Source organism: Mesorhizobium sp. M0663, from assembly GCF_040320585.1.
Lineage (GTDB): Bacteria > Pseudomonadota > Alphaproteobacteria > Rhizobiales > Rhizobiaceae > Mesorhizobium.
Map to the genome: position 1 here is coordinate 227,830 of NZ_JAMYPX010000005.1, position 21,035 is coordinate 248,864.

Annotated in this window: 20 protein-coding genes and 1 pseudogene; 14 read left to right on the plus strand and 7 right to left on the minus strand. The window is 63.1% G+C overall.

Features of this window, described 5'->3' with window-relative positions:
- Positions 1-246 precede the first annotated feature (246 nt).
- Positions 247-1,101 carry an SDR family oxidoreductase gene (locus NKI54_RS13335; protein WP_023678005.1) on the minus strand — a complete coding sequence of 285 codons (855 nt, stop codon included), beginning with the start codon at positions 1,099-1,101 and terminating at the stop codon, positions 247-249.
- A gap of 192 nt (positions 1,102-1,293) precedes the next feature.
- Here NKI54_RS13335 and NKI54_RS13340 point away from each other — a divergent pair, with 192 nt between their 5' ends.
- Positions 1,294-1,611 carry a winged helix-turn-helix transcriptional regulator gene (locus NKI54_RS13340; RefSeq protein WP_245274745.1) on the plus strand — a complete coding sequence of 106 codons (318 nt, stop codon included), beginning with the start codon at positions 1,294-1,296 and terminating at the stop codon, positions 1,609-1,611.
- A gap of 38 nt (positions 1,612-1,649) precedes the next feature.
- On the opposite strand, the gene rcdA is transcribed toward NKI54_RS13340, so the two are convergent.
- Positions 1,650-2,177, minus strand: a complete 528-nt coding sequence (gene rcdA, locus NKI54_RS13345) for a protease adaptor protein RcdA (protein WP_352569592.1) — start codon at positions 2,175-2,177, stop codon at positions 1,650-1,652.
- Between the two features lie 569 nt (positions 2,178-2,746).
- Between rcdA and NKI54_RS13350 the strand changes: the two genes are divergently transcribed.
- Positions 2,747-3,298, plus strand: coding sequence for a DUF2269 family protein (locus tag NKI54_RS13350; protein ID WP_352569591.1), 552 nt, complete (start codon positions 2,747-2,749; stop codon positions 3,296-3,298).
- A 40-nt stretch (positions 3,299-3,338) separates the two neighbouring features.
- Here NKI54_RS13350 and NKI54_RS13355 read toward each other — a convergent pair whose 3' ends face one another.
- Complete coding sequence (locus NKI54_RS13355) at positions 3,339-4,109, minus strand: sulfite exporter TauE/SafE family protein (protein ID WP_352634213.1); 771 nt, start codon at positions 4,107-4,109, stop codon at positions 3,339-3,341.
- Between the two features lie 94 nt (positions 4,110-4,203).
- Positions 4,204-4,653, minus strand: coding sequence for an Lrp/AsnC family transcriptional regulator (locus NKI54_RS13360; protein WP_023678010.1), 450 nt, complete (start codon positions 4,651-4,653; stop codon positions 4,204-4,206).
- A gap of 132 nt (positions 4,654-4,785) precedes the next feature.
- On the opposite strand from NKI54_RS13360, the gene NKI54_RS13365 reads away from it, so the two are divergent.
- The 3 genes from NKI54_RS13365 (at position 4,786) to NKI54_RS13375 (ending at position 7,527) form a co-directional block, all read left to right on the plus strand.
- Positions 4,786-5,670 (plus strand): DMT family transporter, encoded by an 885-nt coding sequence (locus NKI54_RS13365; RefSeq protein WP_352634215.1) that lies wholly within the window; start codon positions 4,786-4,788, stop codon positions 5,668-5,670.
- 176 nt (positions 5,671-5,846) lie between these two features.
- Entirely contained in the window at positions 5,847-6,494 is a 648-nt protein-coding gene (locus NKI54_RS13370) for a thiamine phosphate synthase (protein WP_352634217.1), read from the plus strand.
- 1 nt (position 6,495) lies between these two features.
- Positions 6,496-7,527: a tetratricopeptide repeat protein gene (locus tag NKI54_RS13375; RefSeq protein ID WP_023678013.1), complete on the plus strand. Its 1,032-nt coding sequence runs from the start codon at positions 6,496-6,498 to the stop codon at positions 7,525-7,527.
- 42 nt (positions 7,528-7,569) lie between these two features.
- Here the strand turns inward: NKI54_RS13375 and NKI54_RS13380 are convergent, their stop codons facing one another.
- A complete protein-coding gene (locus NKI54_RS13380; RefSeq protein ID WP_352634219.1) occupies positions 7,570-8,586 on the minus strand; it encodes a zinc-dependent alcohol dehydrogenase family protein in 1,017 nt (338 codons plus the stop codon).
- A 112-nt stretch (positions 8,587-8,698) separates the two neighbouring features.
- Between NKI54_RS13380 and NKI54_RS13385 the strand changes: the two genes are divergently transcribed.
- From NKI54_RS13385 to NKI54_RS13415, 7 genes are all read left to right on the plus strand, one after another.
- Entirely contained in the window at positions 8,699-9,556 is an 858-nt protein-coding gene (locus tag NKI54_RS13385) for a LysR family transcriptional regulator (RefSeq protein ID WP_352634221.1), read from the plus strand.
- A gap of 138 nt (positions 9,557-9,694) precedes the next feature.
- Positions 9,695-10,261: an elongation factor P gene (gene efp / locus NKI54_RS13390; protein ID WP_023678016.1), complete on the plus strand. Its 567-nt coding sequence runs from the start codon at positions 9,695-9,697 to the stop codon at positions 10,259-10,261.
- A gap of 81 nt (positions 10,262-10,342) precedes the next feature.
- The gene (locus tag NKI54_RS13395; RefSeq protein WP_023678017.1) at positions 10,343-11,143 is read left to right on the plus strand and encodes an inositol monophosphatase family protein; all 801 of its coding nucleotides are present in this window, start codon (positions 10,343-10,345) and stop codon (positions 11,141-11,143) included.
- A gap of 99 nt (positions 11,144-11,242) precedes the next feature.
- Positions 11,243-11,950 carry a PAQR family membrane homeostasis protein TrhA gene (gene trhA, locus NKI54_RS13400; protein ID WP_352569585.1) on the plus strand — a complete coding sequence of 236 codons (708 nt, stop codon included), beginning with the start codon at positions 11,243-11,245 and terminating at the stop codon, positions 11,948-11,950.
- A 115-nt stretch (positions 11,951-12,065) separates the two neighbouring features.
- The gene (locus NKI54_RS13405; RefSeq protein WP_023678019.1) at positions 12,066-13,091 is read left to right on the plus strand and encodes a MotA/TolQ/ExbB proton channel family protein; all 1,026 of its coding nucleotides are present in this window, start codon (positions 12,066-12,068) and stop codon (positions 13,089-13,091) included.
- A 1-nt stretch (position 13,092) separates the two neighbouring features.
- A complete protein-coding gene (locus NKI54_RS13410) occupies positions 13,093-14,124 on the plus strand; it encodes a peptidoglycan -binding protein (protein WP_352644574.1) in 1,032 nt (343 codons plus the stop codon).
- A gap of 264 nt (positions 14,125-14,388) precedes the next feature.
- Complete coding sequence (locus NKI54_RS13415; RefSeq protein ID WP_352691682.1) at positions 14,389-14,787, plus strand: hypothetical protein; 399 nt, start codon at positions 14,389-14,391, stop codon at positions 14,785-14,787.
- Positions 14,788-14,865: 78 nt separating this feature from the next.
- On the opposite strand, the pseudogene NKI54_RS13420 reads toward NKI54_RS13415, so the two are convergent.
- Positions 14,866-15,208: pseudogene (locus NKI54_RS13420) on the minus strand (DUF1304 domain-containing protein).
- 182 nt (positions 15,209-15,390) lie between these two features.
- On the opposite strand from NKI54_RS13420, the gene NKI54_RS13425 reads away from it, so the two are divergent.
- The gene (locus tag NKI54_RS13425) at positions 15,391-16,875 is read left to right on the plus strand and encodes a carboxypeptidase M32 (protein WP_352691684.1); all 1,485 of its coding nucleotides are present in this window, start codon (positions 15,391-15,393) and stop codon (positions 16,873-16,875) included.
- A 206-nt stretch (positions 16,876-17,081) separates the two neighbouring features.
- Positions 17,082-19,109 carry a DUF3857 domain-containing protein gene (locus NKI54_RS13430; protein ID WP_352691686.1) on the plus strand — a complete coding sequence of 676 codons (2,028 nt, stop codon included), beginning with the start codon at positions 17,082-17,084 and terminating at the stop codon, positions 19,107-19,109.
- Positions 19,110-19,226: 117 nt separating this feature from the next.
- On the opposite strand, the gene NKI54_RS13435 is transcribed toward NKI54_RS13430, so the two are convergent.
- A complete protein-coding gene (locus NKI54_RS13435; RefSeq protein WP_352691688.1) occupies positions 19,227-21,029 on the minus strand; it encodes an ABC transporter transmembrane domain-containing protein in 1,803 nt (600 codons plus the stop codon).
- Between the last annotated feature and the right edge of the window lie 6 nt (positions 21,030-21,035).

A 21,035-nucleotide genomic window follows, 5' to 3' on the forward strand; every position in this document is an offset into this window, starting at 1 on the left:
CGAGCAGCGATGCCAGCGAAATGTGAACAAACCAGAAACAGCAAGCCGAGTCTGGTTTAGAGAATGTTTGAGAATTCGCTCTGGCGAGACAGATAGCGTGGTTTTCGAGAACCGGAGCGGAGCGTACATAAGTACGCGAGCACCGGAAGCGCAGAAGGCTGCGCTGGTCTAGTCGTTTGAATAACTGTTGGCGCGAGCGACAGACGGTCCTCTGATCCTTTGGCGGATGTGACAGCCATCTCGGTTTCAGCCGCGCAATGCTGCCGCAACGACGCTCTCCAGTGGCGTTGTCGGTCGACCGATCAGCCGGCTCATGGCGCCGCCGTCATCGAACAACGCTCCGCGTGAGGCTGCAATGTCGGCATCGGCCAGGATAGCGGCGAGATCGGCGGGCAGCCCGGCGCCTGTCAACACACCCTCATAGGCCGCCCCGGCAAGATCGTTGTAGGCGATCGCCTTGCCCGATTGCCGCGAGACCTTCGCCGCAAGCTCGGCGAGCGTGAAGGCTTGGTCCGCGGCGAGCTCGTAAGTCCTCCCTGCTTGATCCTCGCTCGTCAGCACCACGGCCGCGGCCTCGGCATAATCCTGCCGCGCCGCGGACGAGAAGCGCCCCTCATTTGCTGCGCCGATGAAGGCGCCGTGCTCCAGAGCCGCCGGGAGTGCCATCAGATGGTTCTCGGTGTACCAGCCGTTGCGCAGGATGACGGCGGGTAGGCCGGAGGCCGCGATGACCTCCTCCGTCTGCCGATGTTCGACCGCGAGCCTCGCGGGAGACGTGTCCGCATGCAGCATGCTTGTGTAAGCGATCAGCGAAACCCCCACCCGTTGGGCGGCCTTGATCACTGACCGATGCTGCGGCAAGCGGCCGCTGACTTCGGTCGAGGAAATCAGCAGCAGTCTATCGACGCCGGCCAGCGCCATCGGGAGCGTGTCGGGACGATTATAGTCCGCCTCCCGCACGACTACGCCGCGTTGGACAAGATCGCTGGCCTTTGCCGGATCACGAACCGCCGCAACGATCCGGCTGGCCGGAACTGTCTTCAGCAGTGCGTCGATCACGAGACGGCCAAGCTGTCCTGTTGCTCCAGTTATTGCGTACATCGTTCTGTCCATTTCGTGGTTGGATGGATTGAGAGCCTCAGATAGCGGCTCTCGTTACCATCGGAAACCACGTATCTTGTAGTTACCATCATTTTCCGGTAACCAACTGGAAACTCCCATGGAAGATGCGCGATGGTCCTCAGGATGCGAACGAAGGTGAAGGCGCTTCCCGGCTGCCCAATGTCGAGGTGCATGGCGCTGCTTGGCGGGTGCTGGACACCCGAGGTGCTCTGGTCCTTGAGCGACGGCCCGCGCCGGTTCTCCGAATTGCGCCGCGATATCCCAGCCATTTCGGCGAAGGTGCTGACCGGCAGGTTGCGCGATCTCGAGGAGCGCGGCGTCCTCGCACGCCACGTGATGCCGACATCGCCGCCGACCGTGGAGTATGAGCTGACGTCATTGGGGCAGGAGCTGCTCCCAGCGATCAGGTCTATCGTGGAGGTCGGATCGCGCCTGCTGCTGCGTGATTCTCCTCGCCTGATGATCGCGAGCCCATCCCTTCGCGGTTAGTCTAGATGGTCGCCGGAGTAGAATTATGAAACGTTCTCTCAGCCGCGGGCGAAAGCCGTGTTTAGCAGCGTGATCTGGTCTGAGACCGGATTGACGCGACGGCTCGACGGCGGCACCTCGGCGAGGCCGCCATAGATCTCCTCGTCCATCCGGCGCACCAACGCCTGCAGCCGCAGCGAACGGTTGACGAGGTCGATGAAATCCTTCGGCAGCTCGGCCCAGCCGGGCGCCTCCTCATGCGCGGAGGCGGTGTCGAGACGCACCTTGGATTTTTCTGAGGCCACCTGATCGCGGGTCATCTCGCCGGAATTCGCCGCCCGCTGCAAAAGCAGCCACGAGGCGACCTGCATCAGCCTGGTGGTCAGCCGCATCGATTCGGCCGCATAAAGCGTCGCCGCCAGCCTCGACAGCTTCTTGGCCTCGGCGCGGCCCTTGCCGTCGAGATATTCGGCCGCCTGCTCGACCAGGCCCATGCCTTCCTGATAGAGCGGCTTGAAGGATTGGGAGAAAACCCGGCGCTCCGCCAGCTTGATGGTTTTCGCGCTCGCCTTCGAAGGCTCGTTCATCGCTACGCCCCTGCACTTGCCTGACAGCCGGCCGATTCGGCTCTTGGCTGCCATATCCGGCAGCCTAAACGACTGAAGCTTGAAAATGCGCTTCGCTGCCAGCGAAGGCAAGCACATGTTTAACAAACGGTTAACGGCCGCATTTAGCCGGAGGACGCCCATGCCGGCGGACAAAAAAAGAGCCGCGGATAAGGCGGCTCTCAGGAGTTTAACAGGGAGGCGTCAAACAAAGTGGCTCCAACCACTCGGTAAGAATCCAGATCACTGGATGGACATAGTAAACGCCTGTAAAGCTTAACGAACCCTTAACGCGGGGCATATTTTTTGATCAAGCGCCCAGCATCTGTGCCGTAACAGCACAGCTGACTGGCTAAGCTGCCGTTCTCACCACCGGCTGGAAAGTCGGGGCGACGCGCTTGCCTCCAGGTCGTGACCGACATACCGAAACAGATCCGCTCGCCGCGCGACATCGTTCCGAAACAGGCGCCGCGGTAAACGCCCGCTCCTCGCAACGAGGCGGAGCAAACCTTGCGCTCCGGCAAATCATCAAATCTCTCAAGGAGCGAATAATGGACTGGTACTCGGCCGTTAAATTTCTGCACATCGTCTCGGCGATCCTCTGGGTCGGCGGCGGCTTCACGCTGATGCTGCTCGCGGTACGCGCCGACCGCGCTGGAAACGTCGAAGGCATGCTGCAGGCGATGCGCGCTACCGGCGAGCTCGGCAACCGGTTCTTCGCGCCGATGTCGATGCTGACATTGCTCTTCGGGCTCATCATGTGCGGCTTCTGGATCGGCTTTTCCGATCTGTGGGTGCTGATCGGCCTTGCCGGTTATGCGACGACCTTCTGCATCGGCATGTTCATCTTCAAGCCGACTGCCGACCGCATGGCAGGCATGATCGCCAAGGAGGGCGTGACGCCGGCAGTGCTTGCCCAGGGCCAGCGCGTCCTCAGCGCCGCGCGCTTCGACTATTCGGTGATGCTGGTGATCATCGCGGACATGGTGCTGAAGCCGACGCTGCACGACATCACCATTCTGGGCTGCATGGCGCTCGTACTGGCAACCGGCATTGCCCTGGCGCTTGGCAGGACGCGGCAGCTGCTGCCGAGTGCCGCCTGAGGTGTAAGGAATCCGGCGGCGGCCGAATGGGGCCGCCGTCTTACAGGAGGCCGGCGATGCCGTCCCACAGAAGCTTGACCGCGACGACTGCCACGGTCGCATAGGTGAAGGGATAGAACAGCTCCGGCCGCATCCGCCGCACCAGCCAGGCGCCGGCGATTGTCGACAGCGGCGCCAGTGGCATCAGCACCGCCGACGCGGTCAAATTGGTGGTGTCGAACTGGCCGAGCGCGAAATAAGGGATGAGCTTCAGCGCGTTGGTGACGGCGAAGAAGATCGCCGCGGTGCCCGACAGCACCTTCGGATCGAGCCTGATCGGCAGCGCATAGACCTGAAAAGGCGGGCCGCCGACATGGGCGACGAAGCTGGTGAACCCGGCAACAGTACCCCAGAAGCCGGCGGCGACGCGGTTGGGCTCCGCCGCGTGGCCGGCACCGTGGCGAAGTTGCAAATAGAGCCAGCGCAGCACGAAGATCAACGCAACCGCGCCGACGATCAGCCGCACCATCTCTTCGGTTACAAGTGCCGCCGTCAGCCAGCCAAGGGCAATGCCGATCACGGCACCCGGCATCATGTCGGCCAGCATCTTGCGGTCGAAGATACCCCACCACGTCCACACCGAGACAATGTCCATCAGGCACAGAATTGGCAGAAGAATTGCGGCAGCCTGAACCGGCGGCATGGTCAGCGCCATCAATGGCACGCCGACAAAGCCGACGGCGCCGCCGAAGCCGCCTTTCGACAGGCCGACGAGGATGACGGCCGGAATGGCCGCGGCATAGAACCAGGGATCGACGAGCAGGCCTGTCATGGGAAAGGACGCTGGAGGGAAAGTTGAACTCTGGAATAGACCAGAAATGGCCAGACCGCGACCGCAAATATGTGGGCCACGCCACCGAAACCCGTCACATGTTTGGCATGTCGAGCGGCGGCGGGCGTCTCCGGATCGGCTGCGCCTTGATGATGGCGGTGCTGGTTTCGGCCTTGTCGGCGATGCGGTCGAGAATCCCGTCGAGCTCCCCGATCGAGCGGACGAACAGCCGGGCAACGAAGCAGTCATCGCCCGTCACCTTGTCGCATTCGCCGAATTCCGGGATTTCCTCGATCAGCTTCTGGACGATGTGCAGCTTGCCCGGCAATGGCCGGATGCGAACGATCGCCTGCAAGGCGTAGCCGAGCGCCTGCGGATCGATGTCGATAGTGAACGCGCGGATGACGCCGCGATCCTCAAGCCGCCGAAGCCGCTCCGAAACGCTTGGCGACGACAGCCCGACCTGCAGCGCCAGTTCCTTCAGCGAGGTCCGTGAATCCTTGACCAGGATATCGAGGAGCTTTCTATCGAGCTCGTCCAGCATTTTACAATTCCAAGCAAAAGCCGATCCTTACCTAATTTAATTAGGTATTTCATGCATATCACCAGCTAGAAGTCATGGAAAGACCCGATCCGCTGTGGGATTATAAAATCTCAACGGGTTTCAGGAGCATCCATGGACAACACGGTACGCGGCACGATCGAAATGACGGCGGCGATGGCGATCCTCGGCACGATCGGCTGGTTCGTCGTCCTTTCCGGCCAGCCCATCATGGACGTGGTGTTCTGGCGCTGTGCTTTCGGTGCGGTAACGCTGCTGATCATCTGCGCGGCGCTTGGGCTGCTGCGCGGCAGGCTGTCGCTTCGCATTGTCGCGATCGCGGCGCTCGGCGGTGCTGCCATCGTTATCAACTGGCTGTTGCTGTTCAGCGCGTTTTCTCGCGCGTCGATCTCGATCGCCACTGCTGTCTACAATACGCAGCCCTTCATGCTGGTGGGTTTTGGCGCGCTCTTCTTCTCCGAACGGCTGACGGTGACCAAGCTGACCTGGCTCGGCATCGCCTTCGCCGGCATGCTGCTGATCGTGCAGGCCGCGCCCGATGCAGGCGATCATGGTACGGATTACTTTGCCGGCATTGCGATGGCGCTGGCCGCGGCTTTCTTCTGGGCCGTTGCGGCTATCGTCACCAAGAAGCTCAAAGGCACGCCGCCGCACCTGATCGCCCTGATCCAGGTCTGCGTCGGCGTTCTCATGCTGGCACCCTTCGCCAATCTCACCCACCTTCCCGTCGATGCGCGGAGCTGGGTCATGCTGGCGACACTCGGCATCGTCCATACCGGCCTGATGTACATCCTCATGTACGGTGCCATCCAGAAGCTGCCGACGCATCTGCAGGGATCGCTGTCCTTCATCTACCCAGTCGTCGCCATCCTCGTCGACGTCGTCGCCTTCGGCCACCGGCTGCATCCGGCGCAGATCGCCGGCGCCGCCGCCATCCTGGTCGCCGCCGCCGGCATGAATCTCGGCTGGTCGCTGTGGAAATCGAAGGTGCCTGCGTAGGGCCGCAAGCGACCAGGCGAGGAGAATTTCGGCCAACGGCAGTCATGCGCCGAGCCCTATTGAATCATTGACGGCAATCGTGATCCCCCTGCCGCCTGTTCAATCCCCGCACTTTGCTCTATGCCGCAATGCAACCATCTTCGCCCGGCATAGGCGATAACCGGGATCGAACACCAATGAATGACGCAACGCCGCCCAACCGCTGCCGCATCGTGCTGATCGCGCCGCCGAACGTGTCGGCCGAGCGCATCGCCGCGGCCTTCGACGGCGGTGACGTCGCCTCGCTCATTCTGCCGGAAAACGGTATGGACGAGGCCTCTTTCCAGGCCTTTGCCGAACAGATCGTGCCGGTGGCGCAAGCGGCCGGCATTGCCGCCATCATTGCCGGCGACACCCGCATCGCCGGCCGTGTCCAGGCCGACGGCATCCATGTCGAGGTCGGCAAGGACGAGCTCGCCGAAACGATCGAACACTTCCAGGCCAGGATGATGGTCGGCACCGGCGGCGCCAAGACCCGCGACGATGCGCTGGAACTCGGCGAGGTCAGGCCTGATTACATTTTCTTCGGCCGTTTCGGTTACGACAACAAGCCTGAGCCGCACCCCCGCAACCTGTCGCTCGGGCAATGGTGGGCGGACGTCATCCATATCCCCTGCATCGTCATGGCCGGATCGGATCTTGCCTCGGTGGAAGCGGTCGCCGCCACCGGCGCTGAATTCGTGGCGCTGTCCAGCGCCGTTTTCGCCGACGGCGTCGATCCGAAGATGGCGGTCGCCGCCGCCAACGCGCTGCTCGACGAAACCGCGCCGCGCTTCGAGGACTGACGTGCTCTCGCGGAAAATCCTTTTCAGCGCCTTTCTTGCAACGGCCGTGACGCAGGCGATTGCGGCGGAACCCGTTCCTCTGCCGCAGCCCAGGCCGGATTCCAGCGAACCTGCCGACAAGCCCATCGCCGCACAATTGCCGCAGCCCGCCACCACCGCCCCGTTGCCGTCGGCCGATACCATCAACCCCGACCGCTTCGGCGCAAAGCCGTCCGACGCTGCCTACGGCGCCTTTCAGCGCGGACTCTACAAGACGGCCTACAACCTTGCGCTCTCCCGTGCTCAAAACGGCGATCCGGCGGCACAGACGCTGGTGGCCGAGATATTGTCGCGCGGCCTCGGCGTGCCGGTCGACGCGGCAGGGGCGGCGAAGTGGTATGCGCTTGCCGCCGAGCAGGGCGTCCCGGAATCGCAATTCCAGTATGCGCTGATGCTGCTCGACGGCCGCTACGTCAAAAAGGACGAGAAGGAGGCCTATGCGCTGATGCAGGCCGCAGCCGAGGCCGGCAACCGCCTGGCGCAGTTCAATTTTGCGCAGCTGATGGTCGAACAGGAGCCCGGCGATGCCGGTATTGCCAAAGCCGTATCCTATTACGAGCGCGCTGCCGCGACCGGGCTTGCCGACGCACAATATGCGATGGCACAGGTCTACGCCAATGGCGCCGGCGGCAAGCCGCGCGACGACGTCCGCGCCCGCGGCCTGCTGGCACAGGCCGCGCGGCAGAACTACGACACCGCACAGATCGATCTCGCCACCTGGATGATCGAGGGGCGCGGCGGCGCCCGCGACCTGAAATCCGGCTTCAACTGGATGAAGCAGGCCGCAGAAGGCGGCAATGTCGCCGCCCAGAACCGTCTCGCCAAGCTCTACATGAACGGCATCGGCACCGATCCGGATCTGATCCTAGCCGGCGCCTGGTATGTTGTCGCCCGCCGCGCCGGGCTCATCGACCAAGAGATGGACGATTTCCTGCAGGGCCTGACCGACGAGCAGACGCAGCAGGCGCTGCAACGGGCCAACCGCCTGCCCTGACCGCGGTCTCGCGACTCATCGCACCGGGCTCGTCAGGCGGGCTCATTGTGTATGATCGAGCACGACCTTGCCGAAAGGCGAGCCGTGTTCAAGGTACCGAAAGGCTTCGGCGGCCCGGCTCCATGGCACGACCCGGTCGATCACCGGCCTCAACCGGTTGACGGCGATAGCTCGGTTCATCTCTTCAAAGGATTCGCGTGAGCCCACCGGTATGCCTCGCGCCCTGACCTGCCGGCGGAAGATGTCGAGCGGGTTGATGGCGCCGTCACTGCCGCCGAGATAGCCGATGACGTTGATCTGGGCGCCGCGCGCCGCTGCCCTCAGCGATTGTGCAAAACTCTGCGGTCCGCCAACCTCGATGATATGGTCGGCGCCGCGGCCATCCGTCAATCCCAGCACGGCCGATGCCCAATCGGGGACGCTGCGATAGTTCACGCCATCCTGCGCGCCAAGTTGCTTTGCCCGCGCAAGCTTCTCGTCGCTGCTCGACGTCACGATGACGCGCGCCCCGGCAGCGGCGGCGAACTGCACCGCAAACAGCGAAACGCCGCCGGTGCCGAGGCAAAGCACGGTGTCGCCGGGTTTGACGCTGCCCTCCGTAAACAGCGCATGCCATGCCGTCACGCCGGCGCATGGCAGCGTCGCCGCCTCGAGGTCGCTCAGATTGGCCGGCGCCAGCACCGCCGCCTGTTCGTCGAGTCGGGCAAATTCGCTGAGCAGCCCGTCGATTCGGCCGCCGCGTTGATAGGAGGGCTCGGCCATGGCGAAACTGCCGCCGACCCAGCGTTGCCAGAACGTGCCGCAGACCCGGTCGCCGATCTTGAACCGGCTGACCTCGGCGCCGATGGCAACGACTTCGCCGACGCCGTCCGACAGCGGCACCAGCGGCAATGCAAACTTCGTGTGATAGCTGCCGCGAACGATCTCGGCATCGCGGTAGTTCAGCGCCGTCGCCTTGACCTTCACAATCATCTCCTGGCGCCCTGGCTCAGGCATCGGCCGCTCGACCATTCTGAGGCTCTCGAGGCCGCCCGGGCTTTGTAATTCGATCGCCTTCATCGTCGTTCCTTTCCAGCTGGGTCCTGCCGGAAGAAAATCGCTTGCCATCCATCGGATTTCAAATTCATAATGTTCATGATAATTATGCTTCTCTGACATGTTCGGGTGTGTCGTGCTTGAAGAACTGAAAACACTGGCCCTCTTTGCCGAGGAGGGTTCGATTCAGAAGGTGGCGCAACGCCTGCCATTGACGCAGCCGGCCGTCACCCGCCAGATCCAGCGGCTGGAGGAGATGCTCGGCACGGAATTGCTCGACCGCCGGCTAAAGCCGTCGCGACTGACCCCGGCCGGCGTAGAGGTGCTGGCACGCGGCAAGGAAATTCTCGCCGCCGTCGACGCGCTGAGATCATTCGCCAAGGGCAACGAGCCGGAGGGCCTGCTGCGGCTCGGCCTCGCGCATGGACTTTGCGACAAAGCCGTGGCCGCCGCCATTGCTGATGCCGTGGCGCGGTTTCCGAAGGTTTCGCTGCGTCTGAAGAGCGGCTGGAGTCTTGAGCTGGCCGACCAGCACAAGCGCGGACAGCTCGACCTCGCCTTCATCCTGGACGGCAGCAATTCCAAAACTGGAGACGGCGTTGTCGGAACCGAGCCCCTCGACATCATCGCTGCCGAAAACACCAGCCGGCAAGCCGACGTCAAGACCATGCCCTGGGTCCTCAGCCCTGAACCCTGCGACGCGCGCCGGCGGCTGGCGGCTGCCCTTGCCGAGGGCGGGAACAGATTGACTGTCGGCGCCGAGATTCAGGACAGCGCGCTGCAGATCGACTGGGTTCGTCGAGGCCAAGGCCTTGGTCTGCTACCCACGCGGCTGCTGCGGGAAAAGCTGCCGGAGGGCATTGCCCTGGTCGACGCTCCCGGCCTCGAGCTGTCGCTGCGAATTGTCGTCCTGCGTTCGCCGCACCTGCATCTTTTGACAGAGGTCGCCGACGCAGTGACCGAGGCCGTCACCGCGACTGTCAGGGCGGACTGAGGCCGCCACGCCGCGCTGCCGGGCCAGCTTCGTTCCCGCTTCATCGGAAGGCGCTCCTTGCCTCTGCTGGCGATTTGTGGTCTTGGAGGCGCCAAATTGCCCTTTGCGGCGATCATCTCATTTCCGGATCACCTCACCATGGCCAAGATCAATGGCAACGAAATCCGTCCCGGCAACGTCATCGAGCACGATGGCGGCCTTTGGGTGGCGGTCAGGACCAACACCGTCAAACCCGGCAAGGGCGGCGCCTACAACCAGGTCGAACTCAAGAACCTGATCAACGGCACCAAGCTCAACGAGCGCTTCCGTTCGGCCGAGACGGTCGAGCAGATCCGGCTCGATCTGAAGGATTTTTCCTTCCTCTACGAGCAGGGCGACGCGCTGGTGTTCATGGACACCGAAAGCTACGAGCAGCTCGAATTGCAAAAGGAGTTCGTCGGCGATCGCGCCGCCTTCCTGCAGGACGGCATGATGGTGACGGTCCAGCTCTATGACGAAAGGCCGATCGGCATTTCGCTGCCCGACCAGGTGACGCTGACCATCACCGAGGCCGACCCGGTGGTGAGGGGCCAGACGGCAGCCTCGTCCTACAAGCCGGCGATACTCGAAAACGGCATCCGCGTGCTGGTGCCGCCGTTCATCGGCTCGGGCGAGCGCATCATCGTCGATACCAACGAAATCACTTACGTGCGCCGCGCCGACTAAGGCGTGATCCCAAAGAGTTGCAGACTTTTTGGATAAGATCATGCGTCAAGGCAAATAGGCGCAGCGACAGGAAGAACAGCAATGGCGCGTTCCGCGATCCTCAATGTCATGGTCCAGGCCGCAATGAAGGCCGGCCGCTCGCTGTCGCGTGACTTCGGCGAAGTGCAGAACCTGCAGGTCTCGATGAAGGGGCCGGGCGACTATGTCAGCCAGGCCGACCGCAAGGCCGAAGACATCGTCTTTGCCGAACTCTCCAAGGCGCGGCCCGGCTACGCCTTCCTGATGGAGGAACGCGGCGTGATCGAGGGCGACGACGGCCAGCACCGCTGGATCGTCGACCCGCTCGACGGCACCACCAATTTCCTGCACGGCATTCCGCTCTTTGCCGTTTCGATCGCGCTGGAGCGCCAGGGCCAGATCGTCGCCGGCGTCGTCTACAATCCGGCGATGGATGAGCTCTATACCGCCGAGCGCGGCGGCGGCGCTTTCATGAACGACCGCCGGCTGCGCGTCGCCGGCCGCACCAAGCTGGTCGATGCGGTGATCGGCTGCGGCATGCCGCATCTCGGGCGTGGCCAGCACGGCAATTTCCTCATCGAGTTGCGCAATGTCATGGCCGAGGTCTCTGGCGTCCGCCGTCTCGGCTCCGCCTCGCTCGATCTCGCCTACGTCGCCGCCGGCCGCATGGACGGGTTCTGGGAAACCGGCCTGTCGGCCTGGGATGTCGCCGCCGGCATTTTGCTGATCCGCGAGGCGGGCGGTTTCGTCTCCGATTTCGCCGGGGGACAGGATGTGCTGAACGCCGGTTCACTGGTCGCCGGCAACGAACTCATCCAGCGCGCGCTGTTGAAGACTATCAAAAGGCCACTCTCAGCCGGCTGATACAGGCACGCCGCGCTGAACCGCCGCAGTCGCAAAACCGCAACCAAAGCTTGAAATACTGTCCCGCGGCCGCCCAGATAAGGTGGCGCAGGATCATCGATGACGAACAGCCGGCCCCAACCCCAGAGCGAACTCTCCCAGCTCGACATTCCCTTTATGGGGCGCTGGCATTACTCGCGCGCCGAGATCATCGCCGACGGCATTGTCCACGCCGTGGGCATCGTGCTGGCGATCGCTGCCGGCTCGACGCTGCTGGCACTGGCCGCCTATCGAACCGGCCCCGGCGAATACGTCGCCGCCGCCTTCTATGTAGTCTCGCTGCTCACCGTGCTGTCGGTTTCGCTGGCCTACAATGTCTGGCCGGTGTCGTCGCCGGCAAAATGGATATTGCGGCGCTTCGACCATGCCGCGATCTATCTGCTGATCGCTGCCACCTACACGCCTTTCCTAGCCCAGCTCGGCGGCTCGCCGCAGGCCGTTTCCATGATCGTCCTGGTCTGGACCGCCGCGGCGGTCGGCATCGCCATCAAGGTCTTTCTTCCCGGCCGTTTCGACCGGCTGGCGATCGTGTTTTATCTGGCTATCGGCTGGAGCGGCATCGTTCTGGTGGAGCCGCTCGTGCGGACGCTGCCGGCGACATCGATCGCGCTCATCGTTGCCGGCGGCATCGTCTACTCCTGTGGCGTGATCTTCTTCGCCTGGAAGGGCCTGCGTTTCCACAATGCGCTGTGGCATGGCTTTGTCGTCACCGGCGCCGGCCTGCATCTGGCCGCCATGGTCGACTGCCTGGTCATCAACCGGCTTTGACCTCCGGTCGCGGACAGTGGCAATATTGCCAAGCGCCATTCAATTTCGTCACAATTCCGTTTAGAGTCGCAAACACAAATTGATCGGCGGCGACGGCATCGGAAACGGGGCACGGATGACTCTTCTCAGATCCTTCGGCATGGGCAGGCGCTCCGACGTTCTGATCTACGACCCGCACAAATTGTCGAGCCCGCAGGTGTTTCTGCTGACCATGGTGATCTTTCTGTTCATCGTGGCCTTCATCGCCGCCATCCTGACCCGCCAGATCTCGACCGCCTTCGTCACCAATCCCGGCCTCAACGGCCTGATCATCGGCGTGCTGGCGGTCGGCATCCTGCTGGCCTTCGTCCAGGTCGGCCGGCTGTTCCGCGAGGTGCGCTGGGTCAACTCGTTCCGCGCCGGTTCCGAAACCACCGAACCGGTGTTGCTGGCGCCGATGAAGGCGATGATCGGCCGCTCCTCGACGATTGCTTTCTCGACCAGTTCGATGCGCACCATGCTGGATTCGATCGCCACCCGGCTCGACGAAAGCCGCGACACGTCGCGCTACCTTGTCGGACTGCTGGTGTTCCTCGGCCTGCTCGGCACCTTCTGGGGCCTGCTCAACACGATCGGCTCGATCCGCGAAACCATCGAGTCGCTCGATCCCGGCACCGGCGATGCCGCGGCCGTGCTCGAATCCCTGAAGCAGGGGCTTTCCGCTCCGTTGGCCGGCATGGGCACCGCCTTCTCGTCCTCGCTGTTCGGCCTCTCCGGCTCGCTGGTGCTCGGCTTCCTCGACCTGCAGGCCGGCCGCGCCCAGACGCGCTTCTATACCGAACTCGAAAACTGGCTGTCCTCGGTCACCGACCTGTCCTCCGACATCGTCGTTGCCGACGCGGCCAAGACCGAACCCTCCGAGGAAATCCGGCTGTTGTCGGAAAAGCTGCGCACTCTGCAGGAGAATGGCGGCGGCTCCAATCCGCGCGTCGCCACCGCCATGGCCAATCTCGCCGACGGCATTTCCGGCCTGGTCAAGAACATGCGCTCGGAGCAGCAGATCATGCGCGACTGGGTCGAGGCCCAGTCCGACGAGCAGAAGGCGATGCGCAACACCCTGGAGAAGATCGCCGACGCCTTGAAGAAGCCTGGAGTGCATTGACGTGGCGTTGGCACGAGGCCGGCGCTCCGACCGCCGCATCGATTACTGGCCGGGCTTCGTCGATGCGCTGTCGACGCTGCTGTTGGCGATCATGTTCCTGCTCACGGTTTTCGTGCTGGCGCAGTTCCTGCTCGGCCGCGAGATCTCCGGCAAGGACACGGTGCTCAACCGCCTCAATTCGCAGATCAACGAGTTGACCCAGCTTCTGGCGCTGGAGCGCTCGACGACGCAGGACAAGGAGGACACCCTTGCCAATTTGCAGGCATCGCTGTCTACATCGGAGGCGGAAAAGAGCCGGCTCGAGCAATTGCTGGCGCAAGGCGCCGGTGCCGGCGATGCCGCCAACCAGCGCGCGACGGCACTTTCCGGCGAGCTCGACAGCCAGCGCCAGATCAGCCAGCAGGCGCTGAGCCAGGTCGAGATCCTCAACCAGCAGATTTCGGCGCTGCGCAGGCAGATCGCAGCGCTCGAACAAGCGCTCGACGTGTCCGAAACGCGCGACCGCGAATCCAACACCAAGATCGCCGATCTCGGCCGCCGCCTCAACGTCGCACTGGCGCAACGCGTGCAGGAGCTAAACCGCTACCGCTCCGATTTCTTCGGCCGCTTACGTGAAATTCTTGCCGACCGCGAGAACATCCGCATCGTCGGCGACCGCTTCGTCTTCCAGTCGGAAGTGCTTTTCCCGACCGGCTCCGAGGTGATCAACGATGCCGGCAAGGTCGAGATGAAGAAGCTCGCCGATGCCATCATCGAATTGCAAAAGGAAATCCCGCCGGAGATCAACTGGGTGCTGCGCGTCGACGGCCACACCGACAACAAGCCGCTCTCCGGCACCGGCCGCTACCGCGACAATTGGGAATTGTCGACGGCGCGCTCGACATCGGTGGTCAAGTTCCTGATCGAGAACGGCGTGCCGGCCAACCGGCTGGTCGCGGCCGGCTTCGGCGAATTCCAGCCGCTGGACCCCGCCGATACCGAAGAGGCGCGCAACAAGAACCGCCGCATCGAGTTGAAGCTGACCGAGCGGTGATCTGCAAGCCTTTGGCTTGTATCATGCGCCAGGTCGAGCCGGCTCAAGTCGGCGGCATTTGGGGCACTGGTGCGGCAGCGGCAAGAGCTGAAAAAATTACCTTTTTTTAATTACACTTTGCCGCCGTGGCCTTTTAGCCTTGGTCATGGGCCGAGAACCGCCGGCGGTGGAACCGCTCATCGCGACGCGACGGAACCTGACGGCCCGCGGCCGGAAGGCAGGACCCTCCCAACCACCGCCTTCCCCAGTAAAGGAGACGCAACCATGCGCTTCTTCGCTCCCAGGAATCTCAGGACTGCTACGCTCGCCACACTGCTCCTCGCCGTTCCGTTTGCTGGCGCTTACGCCGGCCCGCGTGCGACGGCCTTGATCAATCAGATCCAGAGTGTGGAGACGGGTATCCAGGGCGCCATCCGGGCGAACAAGCTCGAGCCGGGCGAGGCACGTGACTTGCGCACGCAGGTCGCTCAACTCGATCGGGCCGCCCAGAGGGCCGCTCGCCGTGGAACCATGCCGAGCACGCAATATCAGCAGTTGCTGGCGCAGCTCGACGATGTCAGCCAAAAGCTGCGCGCTGACACCGGCAGTGCCTTCCTCATCGGCAACGGCGCCGATGGCGGATACTATCCCAACGGCTATGGCCCAACTTATCCAGGCGGCTGAAATCGGCCGCAGTGCCCGGCGCTGTGGCAATTGATTTGCGCATGATCCCGTTCCAGCTTTCGGTTCAGGGATCATGCGCTAGCCCAACGCCAGTGCAATCAGCGCCAGCGCTGCCGGCACTGTCTCGATGAACAGGATTTTACGGCCCGCCGTCGCTGCCGTAAAGGCCGGCGATGGCGACGCAGAGCAGGAAGAAGACTACTGGAAACCGGCTTCGCCGAGGTAAAGCCCCAGATCAGGCTGGCTGCGAGAAAGCCGTTGTAAAGCCCCTGATTGGCCGCGAGCACTTTCGAGGCCCTGGCGAATTCCGGCGTCAGCCTGGATACCATATGGCCGCGCGGCGTGTCCTACAGCACCATCTCAAGATAGAGATGCAGAGGTGGATCACGGCCACCAGCCCGACCAGCACATTGGCGATCATGTTTCGTCTCCGCATCGCGGTCTGCCGCCGCCGGACGACATTGACCACGCACGCCACCGCTTCCACAAGATGCTTTTCGGCCGTTGCAGCTGGCAGTCGATGCGTCGATCGCGGACGGCTTCGGGGTTGCCAACACTTTTGCATTGGTATCTTTTCCCGCCGTCAAATCAGCGGAACCCACAATGTCCTTTCAAAAACTCGACGACCTCGGCCACAAGCTCGAAGCGCTGGAACACGCCCTCGCCATCCTCGGCGCCGACGAGGCGACCCATATGGCGGTCGGCGGCGGCGAGAAGCGCGCAGAGGCAATGTCGGCGCTTGCGGGCATGCACCATGCCCGGGCGACTGCGCCGGAGATTGCCGACTGGATCGCGGCGGCCGAGCAGGAGGCGCTGAACGAAGAGCAGCAGGCCGCGGTCAGGGAATTCCGCCGGCAATACAGCAACCTGACCTGCCTGCCGGTCGAGTTCGTCGAGCGCCAGACGACCGCGCGCATGCGCTCCGAGCAGCTCTGGCGCGACCTGCGCGCCAAGAACGACTGGGCGGGTTTCCTACCAGCGCTCGAAGGCGTCGTGGCGCTGGTCCGCGAGGAGGCGGCCCTTCGCGCCGAGGTGCTCGGGCTCGAGCCTTACGACGCGCTCATGGAGCAATATGACCCGGGCAATCGCGCCGCCGACATCACGCCTGTGTTTGTCGAGTTGAAGACCTTCCTGAAAGGCTTCGTGCCGGAGGCACTGGCCGTGCAGGAAGAGCGGCTGGCGAAACATCCGCTGAAGCCGCTTTCCGGCAGATACCCCTTGGACAAGCAGCGCGAGCTTGGCCTCGCCATGATGGCGGCGGTCGGCTTCGACCTCACCCACGGCTCGCTGTCGGTTTCGCACCATCCCTTCTGCGGCGGCGTGCCGAGCGACGTGCGCATCACCACCCGCTACAAGACCTCGGATTTCCTGTCGGCGCTGATGGGCGTGCTGCACGAGACCGGCCATGCGCTGTACGAGCAGAACCTGCCGAAGGCGTGGGCGCACTGGCCTCTGGGCAGAGCGCGCGGCATGGCGGTGCATGAAAGCCAGAGCCTGTTCGTCGAAAAGCAGATCGGCCGCAATCCAGAATTCTGGCGCTGGGCGCTGCCGGTGGTCGAAAGACACCTCGGCGAGAGCTGGACGATCGACGACATCCTGCCGCATGTACACCGGGTCGAGCGCGGCCTGATCCGCGTCGATGCCGACGAGGTCACCTATCCGCTGCACGTCATCCTGCGCTACGAGCTGGAGCAGGAGCTTGTCTCGGGACGGCTGGAAGCAGCCGACCTGCCCGAAGCCTGGGATGCCAAGATGCGCGATTATCTCGGCCTGTCGACATCAGACAATCCGGCTGACGGTCCGATGCAGGACGTCCACTGGCCGGGTGCCGCCTTCGGCTATTTCCCCTCCTACACGCTGGGCGCCATGATGGCGGCGCAGCAATGGGCGGCGCTGACCAGGGATCATCCTTCAGCCGACGAAGACCTCGCCAAGGGAGATTTCGCCGCGATCAACGACTGGCGCCGCAAAAGGATCTGGTCGCAAGGCTCGCGCTGGTCGACACCGGAACTGCTCGAACGCGCTACCGGCGAAAAGCTCGATGCCGCACATTTCACTGACCATCTGAAGAAGCGGTACGGGAACTGAGCCGCTTCGTCTATTCCAGGTTCTTGCCGCGGTGACTGCAGAAATCCGCGAAACTGGCCTTTACTTTGGTGGGAAAGCCTCTGAAAAAGGAGTTCTTCCAAGTTGGGCGAGCGTAGATGTCTGTCTGTTACAGTTTTCATAGGATGAAGTCTTTCTGGCCCCGCTTGGTATTTTTCATCTTATTGATCGGCCTGAGTTCTCCGGCCATGTCCGACGACATGGTTCTCAAGGGTCCGGCAGAAAGCTGGGTAAAGCAGCTTGATATTCCGGCTGCCGATCCCACCCGATCGGATCAAATCAAGAATGGCGTTTCATGGCTGCTCTCGGACGACCAGATCAAGCATCGCGCCGGCGGCTATGTCGAGTACTCGCGCACCGTCTATAAAATCGTCGACCGTCCCGGCCTGGATCGTGGCGCGAGTATCGATCTGCAGTTCGATCCGTCCCGGCACAAGGTCACGCTCAACCATCTTCACATCGTCCGCGATGGTGCCGTTTTGGACCGGCTGGAAGGCGTCGAATTCGACATCTTCCGCAGGGAAAGAGACGCCGAGAAAGGCGTCTTCGACGGCTGGCTGACAGCACATGTCAACATCGATGACGTGCGTGCCGGCGACATCGTCGATTACGGGTCGACCTACGAAGTAACACCGCTGGTCGGCAAGGACCTTTTCTTCAAGAATTTCTCCACCGAATGGAAAGAGCCGGTAGCGCTTATCCGCACAAGTATCATTTGGCCCTCGGGCCAACCGCTCGAGATCAAAACCAGGGGAACCCGACTCAAGCCTTCAATCTCCCCGACTGGGCCGGACATCACCTATCTGTGGGAAATCTCAAACCCGAAACCGGTCAATGTCGAGGACAACCTGCCCGTGACCTATCCAGGCTGGGGCTCCGTCGATGTCGCGTCTACCGCGAATTGGCAAAGTGTGGTCGATGCCGTTGCGCCCTATTACAAGCCAGCGACCGTTTTTCCCCCGGCTTTTGCCGCAAAGCTCGACGACATCGCTCTGCGGCATCCGGTGCCCGAAGACCGGATGGTCGAGGCAATGCGGTTGGTGCAGGACCAGATCCGCTATGTAAGCCTGTCGATGGGTGCCGGTTCCTACGTTCCGCGTGATCCCGCGACGGTTATCCTGAGCGGGTTCGGTGACTGCAAGGACAAGGCCCTGCTGCTGGTTTCATCGCTTGTGCGGCTTGGCATTGCTGCCGAGGTCGCCTTGGCCGATCTCGACGAGGGACGGGCCCTGGACCAGCATCTGCCGGCGCTCCGCGATTTCGACCATGCCATCGTCAAGGCAAGGATCGGAGCAAAGACATATTGGCTGGACGCCACGAACTATCTTCAGGGCGGCAGGGCGCACAATCTCGCACAGCCGGACTACGGCTTCGCGCTGCCGCTTTCCAGCACCGGCGGGTTGGAGAAGATGCCGAGCCCTGTGCTTACCAGCCCGTCGATCCAGATCGCCGAGGAATTCGACTTTCCGCGGAAACCGGGCGATCCCCTCGTGCTGACGGTCTTCTCGACATATGAGGACGCCGATGCCGATTGGATGCGCGGCAATTTCGCCAGCCGGTCGCTGAGCGAGGTGTCGGACGCCTACCTGAAATACTACAACAAGCAATATCCAGGCATCCAAACCATCGCCAAGCCGGAAATCGTGGATCGCCGCGACGGCAACATAGTGAGCGTGAAGGAAAGTTATCGCTTGCCAGCGGAGGCGCTGACGGCCAACGATCTGGCAAAGAATTTCCCGATCCGCGCGGCCGATCTCGGCAACAACTCTCTTCCAACCCCGACAATCGTCGACCGAACCGGGCCCGTCTCCCTCGGCCCCCAGTTCTACCGCCGCCACAAGGTGACCGTGCGCAACCTCAAGGCGAGGTTTTCCGGCGAGTGGATGAAAAACGTCGTGACGCCCTATCTGTCTCTCAAGGCATCCTGGTCCAACACGCCCACCGAATTGCAAGTTGAATGGAACTTTCAGACGCTGGCGACTAAAGTACCGGCCAAGGCGATTGCCGATTATCTGAAAACCGTCGATGACCTCGCAGACCAGGTTCGCTGGCAGTACGATTTTACCTATGAAGAGCCGCCTGCCGATGTGCAGCTCAGCGATCCGGCAAAGGAGCAGCGACAGACCGTCGCCAGCATGCTTTTGTTGTCGTTGCTTGTCGGCGTTCCCCTGTTCATAGCCTATCGACGCGGCAAACGCCGAGCTTTCGGTAGCTGAAGAAACTCGGCGGCCGCTGGGCACCATGATCCCGAAAAGTGGATGCCGGTTTTCGGAAAAGATCATGGTCAAACAAGAAGATGGAGCCTCATCCCGATTTCATCGGATGGAGCGATGCTACTCGGCCGCGCCCCTGAAAGCATTCGCCCCGGTATCGAACTGCAGCTTGGCCAGCCGCGCATAGATGCCGCCCTTGGCGACCAGGCTCTGATGCGTGCCTTCCTCGACGATGCGGCCGCCATCCATGACCAGGATGCGATCGGCCTTCAGCACGGTTGCCAGCCGATGGGCGATGACGATCGTGGTGCGGCCCTTCATCAGCCGGTCCAGCGCCGTCTGCACCAGCGTCTCGCTTTCGGCATCGAGCGCCGAGGTCGCCTCGTCGAGCAGCAGGATGGGCGCATCGCGCAGAATCGCGCGGGCGATCGCCACGCGCTGGCGCTGGCCGCCCGACAGCGTCACGCCGCGCTCGCCGACCTGGCTGTCATAGCCCTTTTCGAGTTTCAGGATGAACTCGTCGGCAAGCGCGTCCTTCGCCGCCGCCTCGATCTCGGCCTGGCTGGCGCCAGGCCGGCCAAAGCCGATATTGTCGCGCGCGCTTGCGGCAAAGATGGTGACGTCCTGCGGCACGATGGCGATGCGCGCGCGGATCGCGGCCGGATCGGCCTCGCGCAGATCGACCCCGTCGATGACGGTCCTGCCGGCCTCCGGATCGTAGAAGCGTAGAAGCAGCGAAAACACCGTGCTCTTGCCGGCGCCGGATGGCCCGACGATCGCCACCGTCTCACCGGGTTTGACCTGAAAGCTCAGGCCATGGACGGCGGCGCGGTCGGGCCGGGCCGGATAGGAGAAGGAGACATCGTCGAAACTGATCGCGCCTCTCGCCTTTGCCGGCAGCGGCTTCGGATCGGCGGGCGCCTGGATCGCCGGTTTCTCGGCCAGGATCTCGGTCAGCCGTTCGGCAGCGCCCGCTGCCTGGGACAGTTCGCCCCAGACTTCCGACAGGGCGCCGAGCGCGCCGGCGGCGAACACCGAATAGAGCAGGAATTGGCCAAGCGTGCCTGGCGACAGCGTGCCGTCGAGCACGTCGCGCGAACCGAACCATAGCACCGCCACGACCGAGGAAAAGATCATGAAGATGGCGAAGAAGGTGAGAAACGAGCGGGCAAAGATCGAGGCCCGCGCCGCTTCGAACGCTGCTTCCACGGCGGATGAAAAATACCCGGTTACAAGCTTCTCGTTGGTGAAGGCCTGCAGGGTGCGCACCGCGCCGATCTGCTCGCTGGCGTAGGCGGTGGCATTGGCCAGAGTATCCTGCGCCAGCCGTGACTTGCGCCGCACCGAGCGGCCGAAGGCGACCAGCGGCAGCACGATTAGCGGAATGGCCGCGATGACCAGGCCGGACAGTTTTGGGCTGGTGAAGACCATCATCGCCACGGCGCCAAGGCCGAGGATGACGTTGCGCAGTGCCACCGAGGCGGTAGCACCGACGGCCGATTTGACCTGTGTCGTGTCGGCGGCGAGCCGCGAGACGATCTCGCCCGACTGGGCCGTGTCGAAGAAGGAGGGCGACAGCGTGGTGACGTGGGCAAAGACATCGCGGCGGATATCGGCAACGACGCGCTCGCCGAGCGTGATGACGAAATAGTAGCGGCTGGCCGACGCCGCCGCCAGAACGGCGGCCATCACCACCAGCATGGCGAAATATTCGGCAATGAAGCTGGAATCGGAAGCGGAAAAGCCGTGGTCTATCATCCGCCGCACGGCCAGCGGCAGCGCCAGCGTCGTCGCCGCCGCGACGGCCAGTGAGACGATCGCGCCGATGACCATTTTGCGGTAATGGGTGATGTAGGGAAACAGGCGCTGCAGCGGCCTCAGCGAGCGCCTGCGCTCGTCTGCATCGCCGCTGATGTTCGCCATGACCGT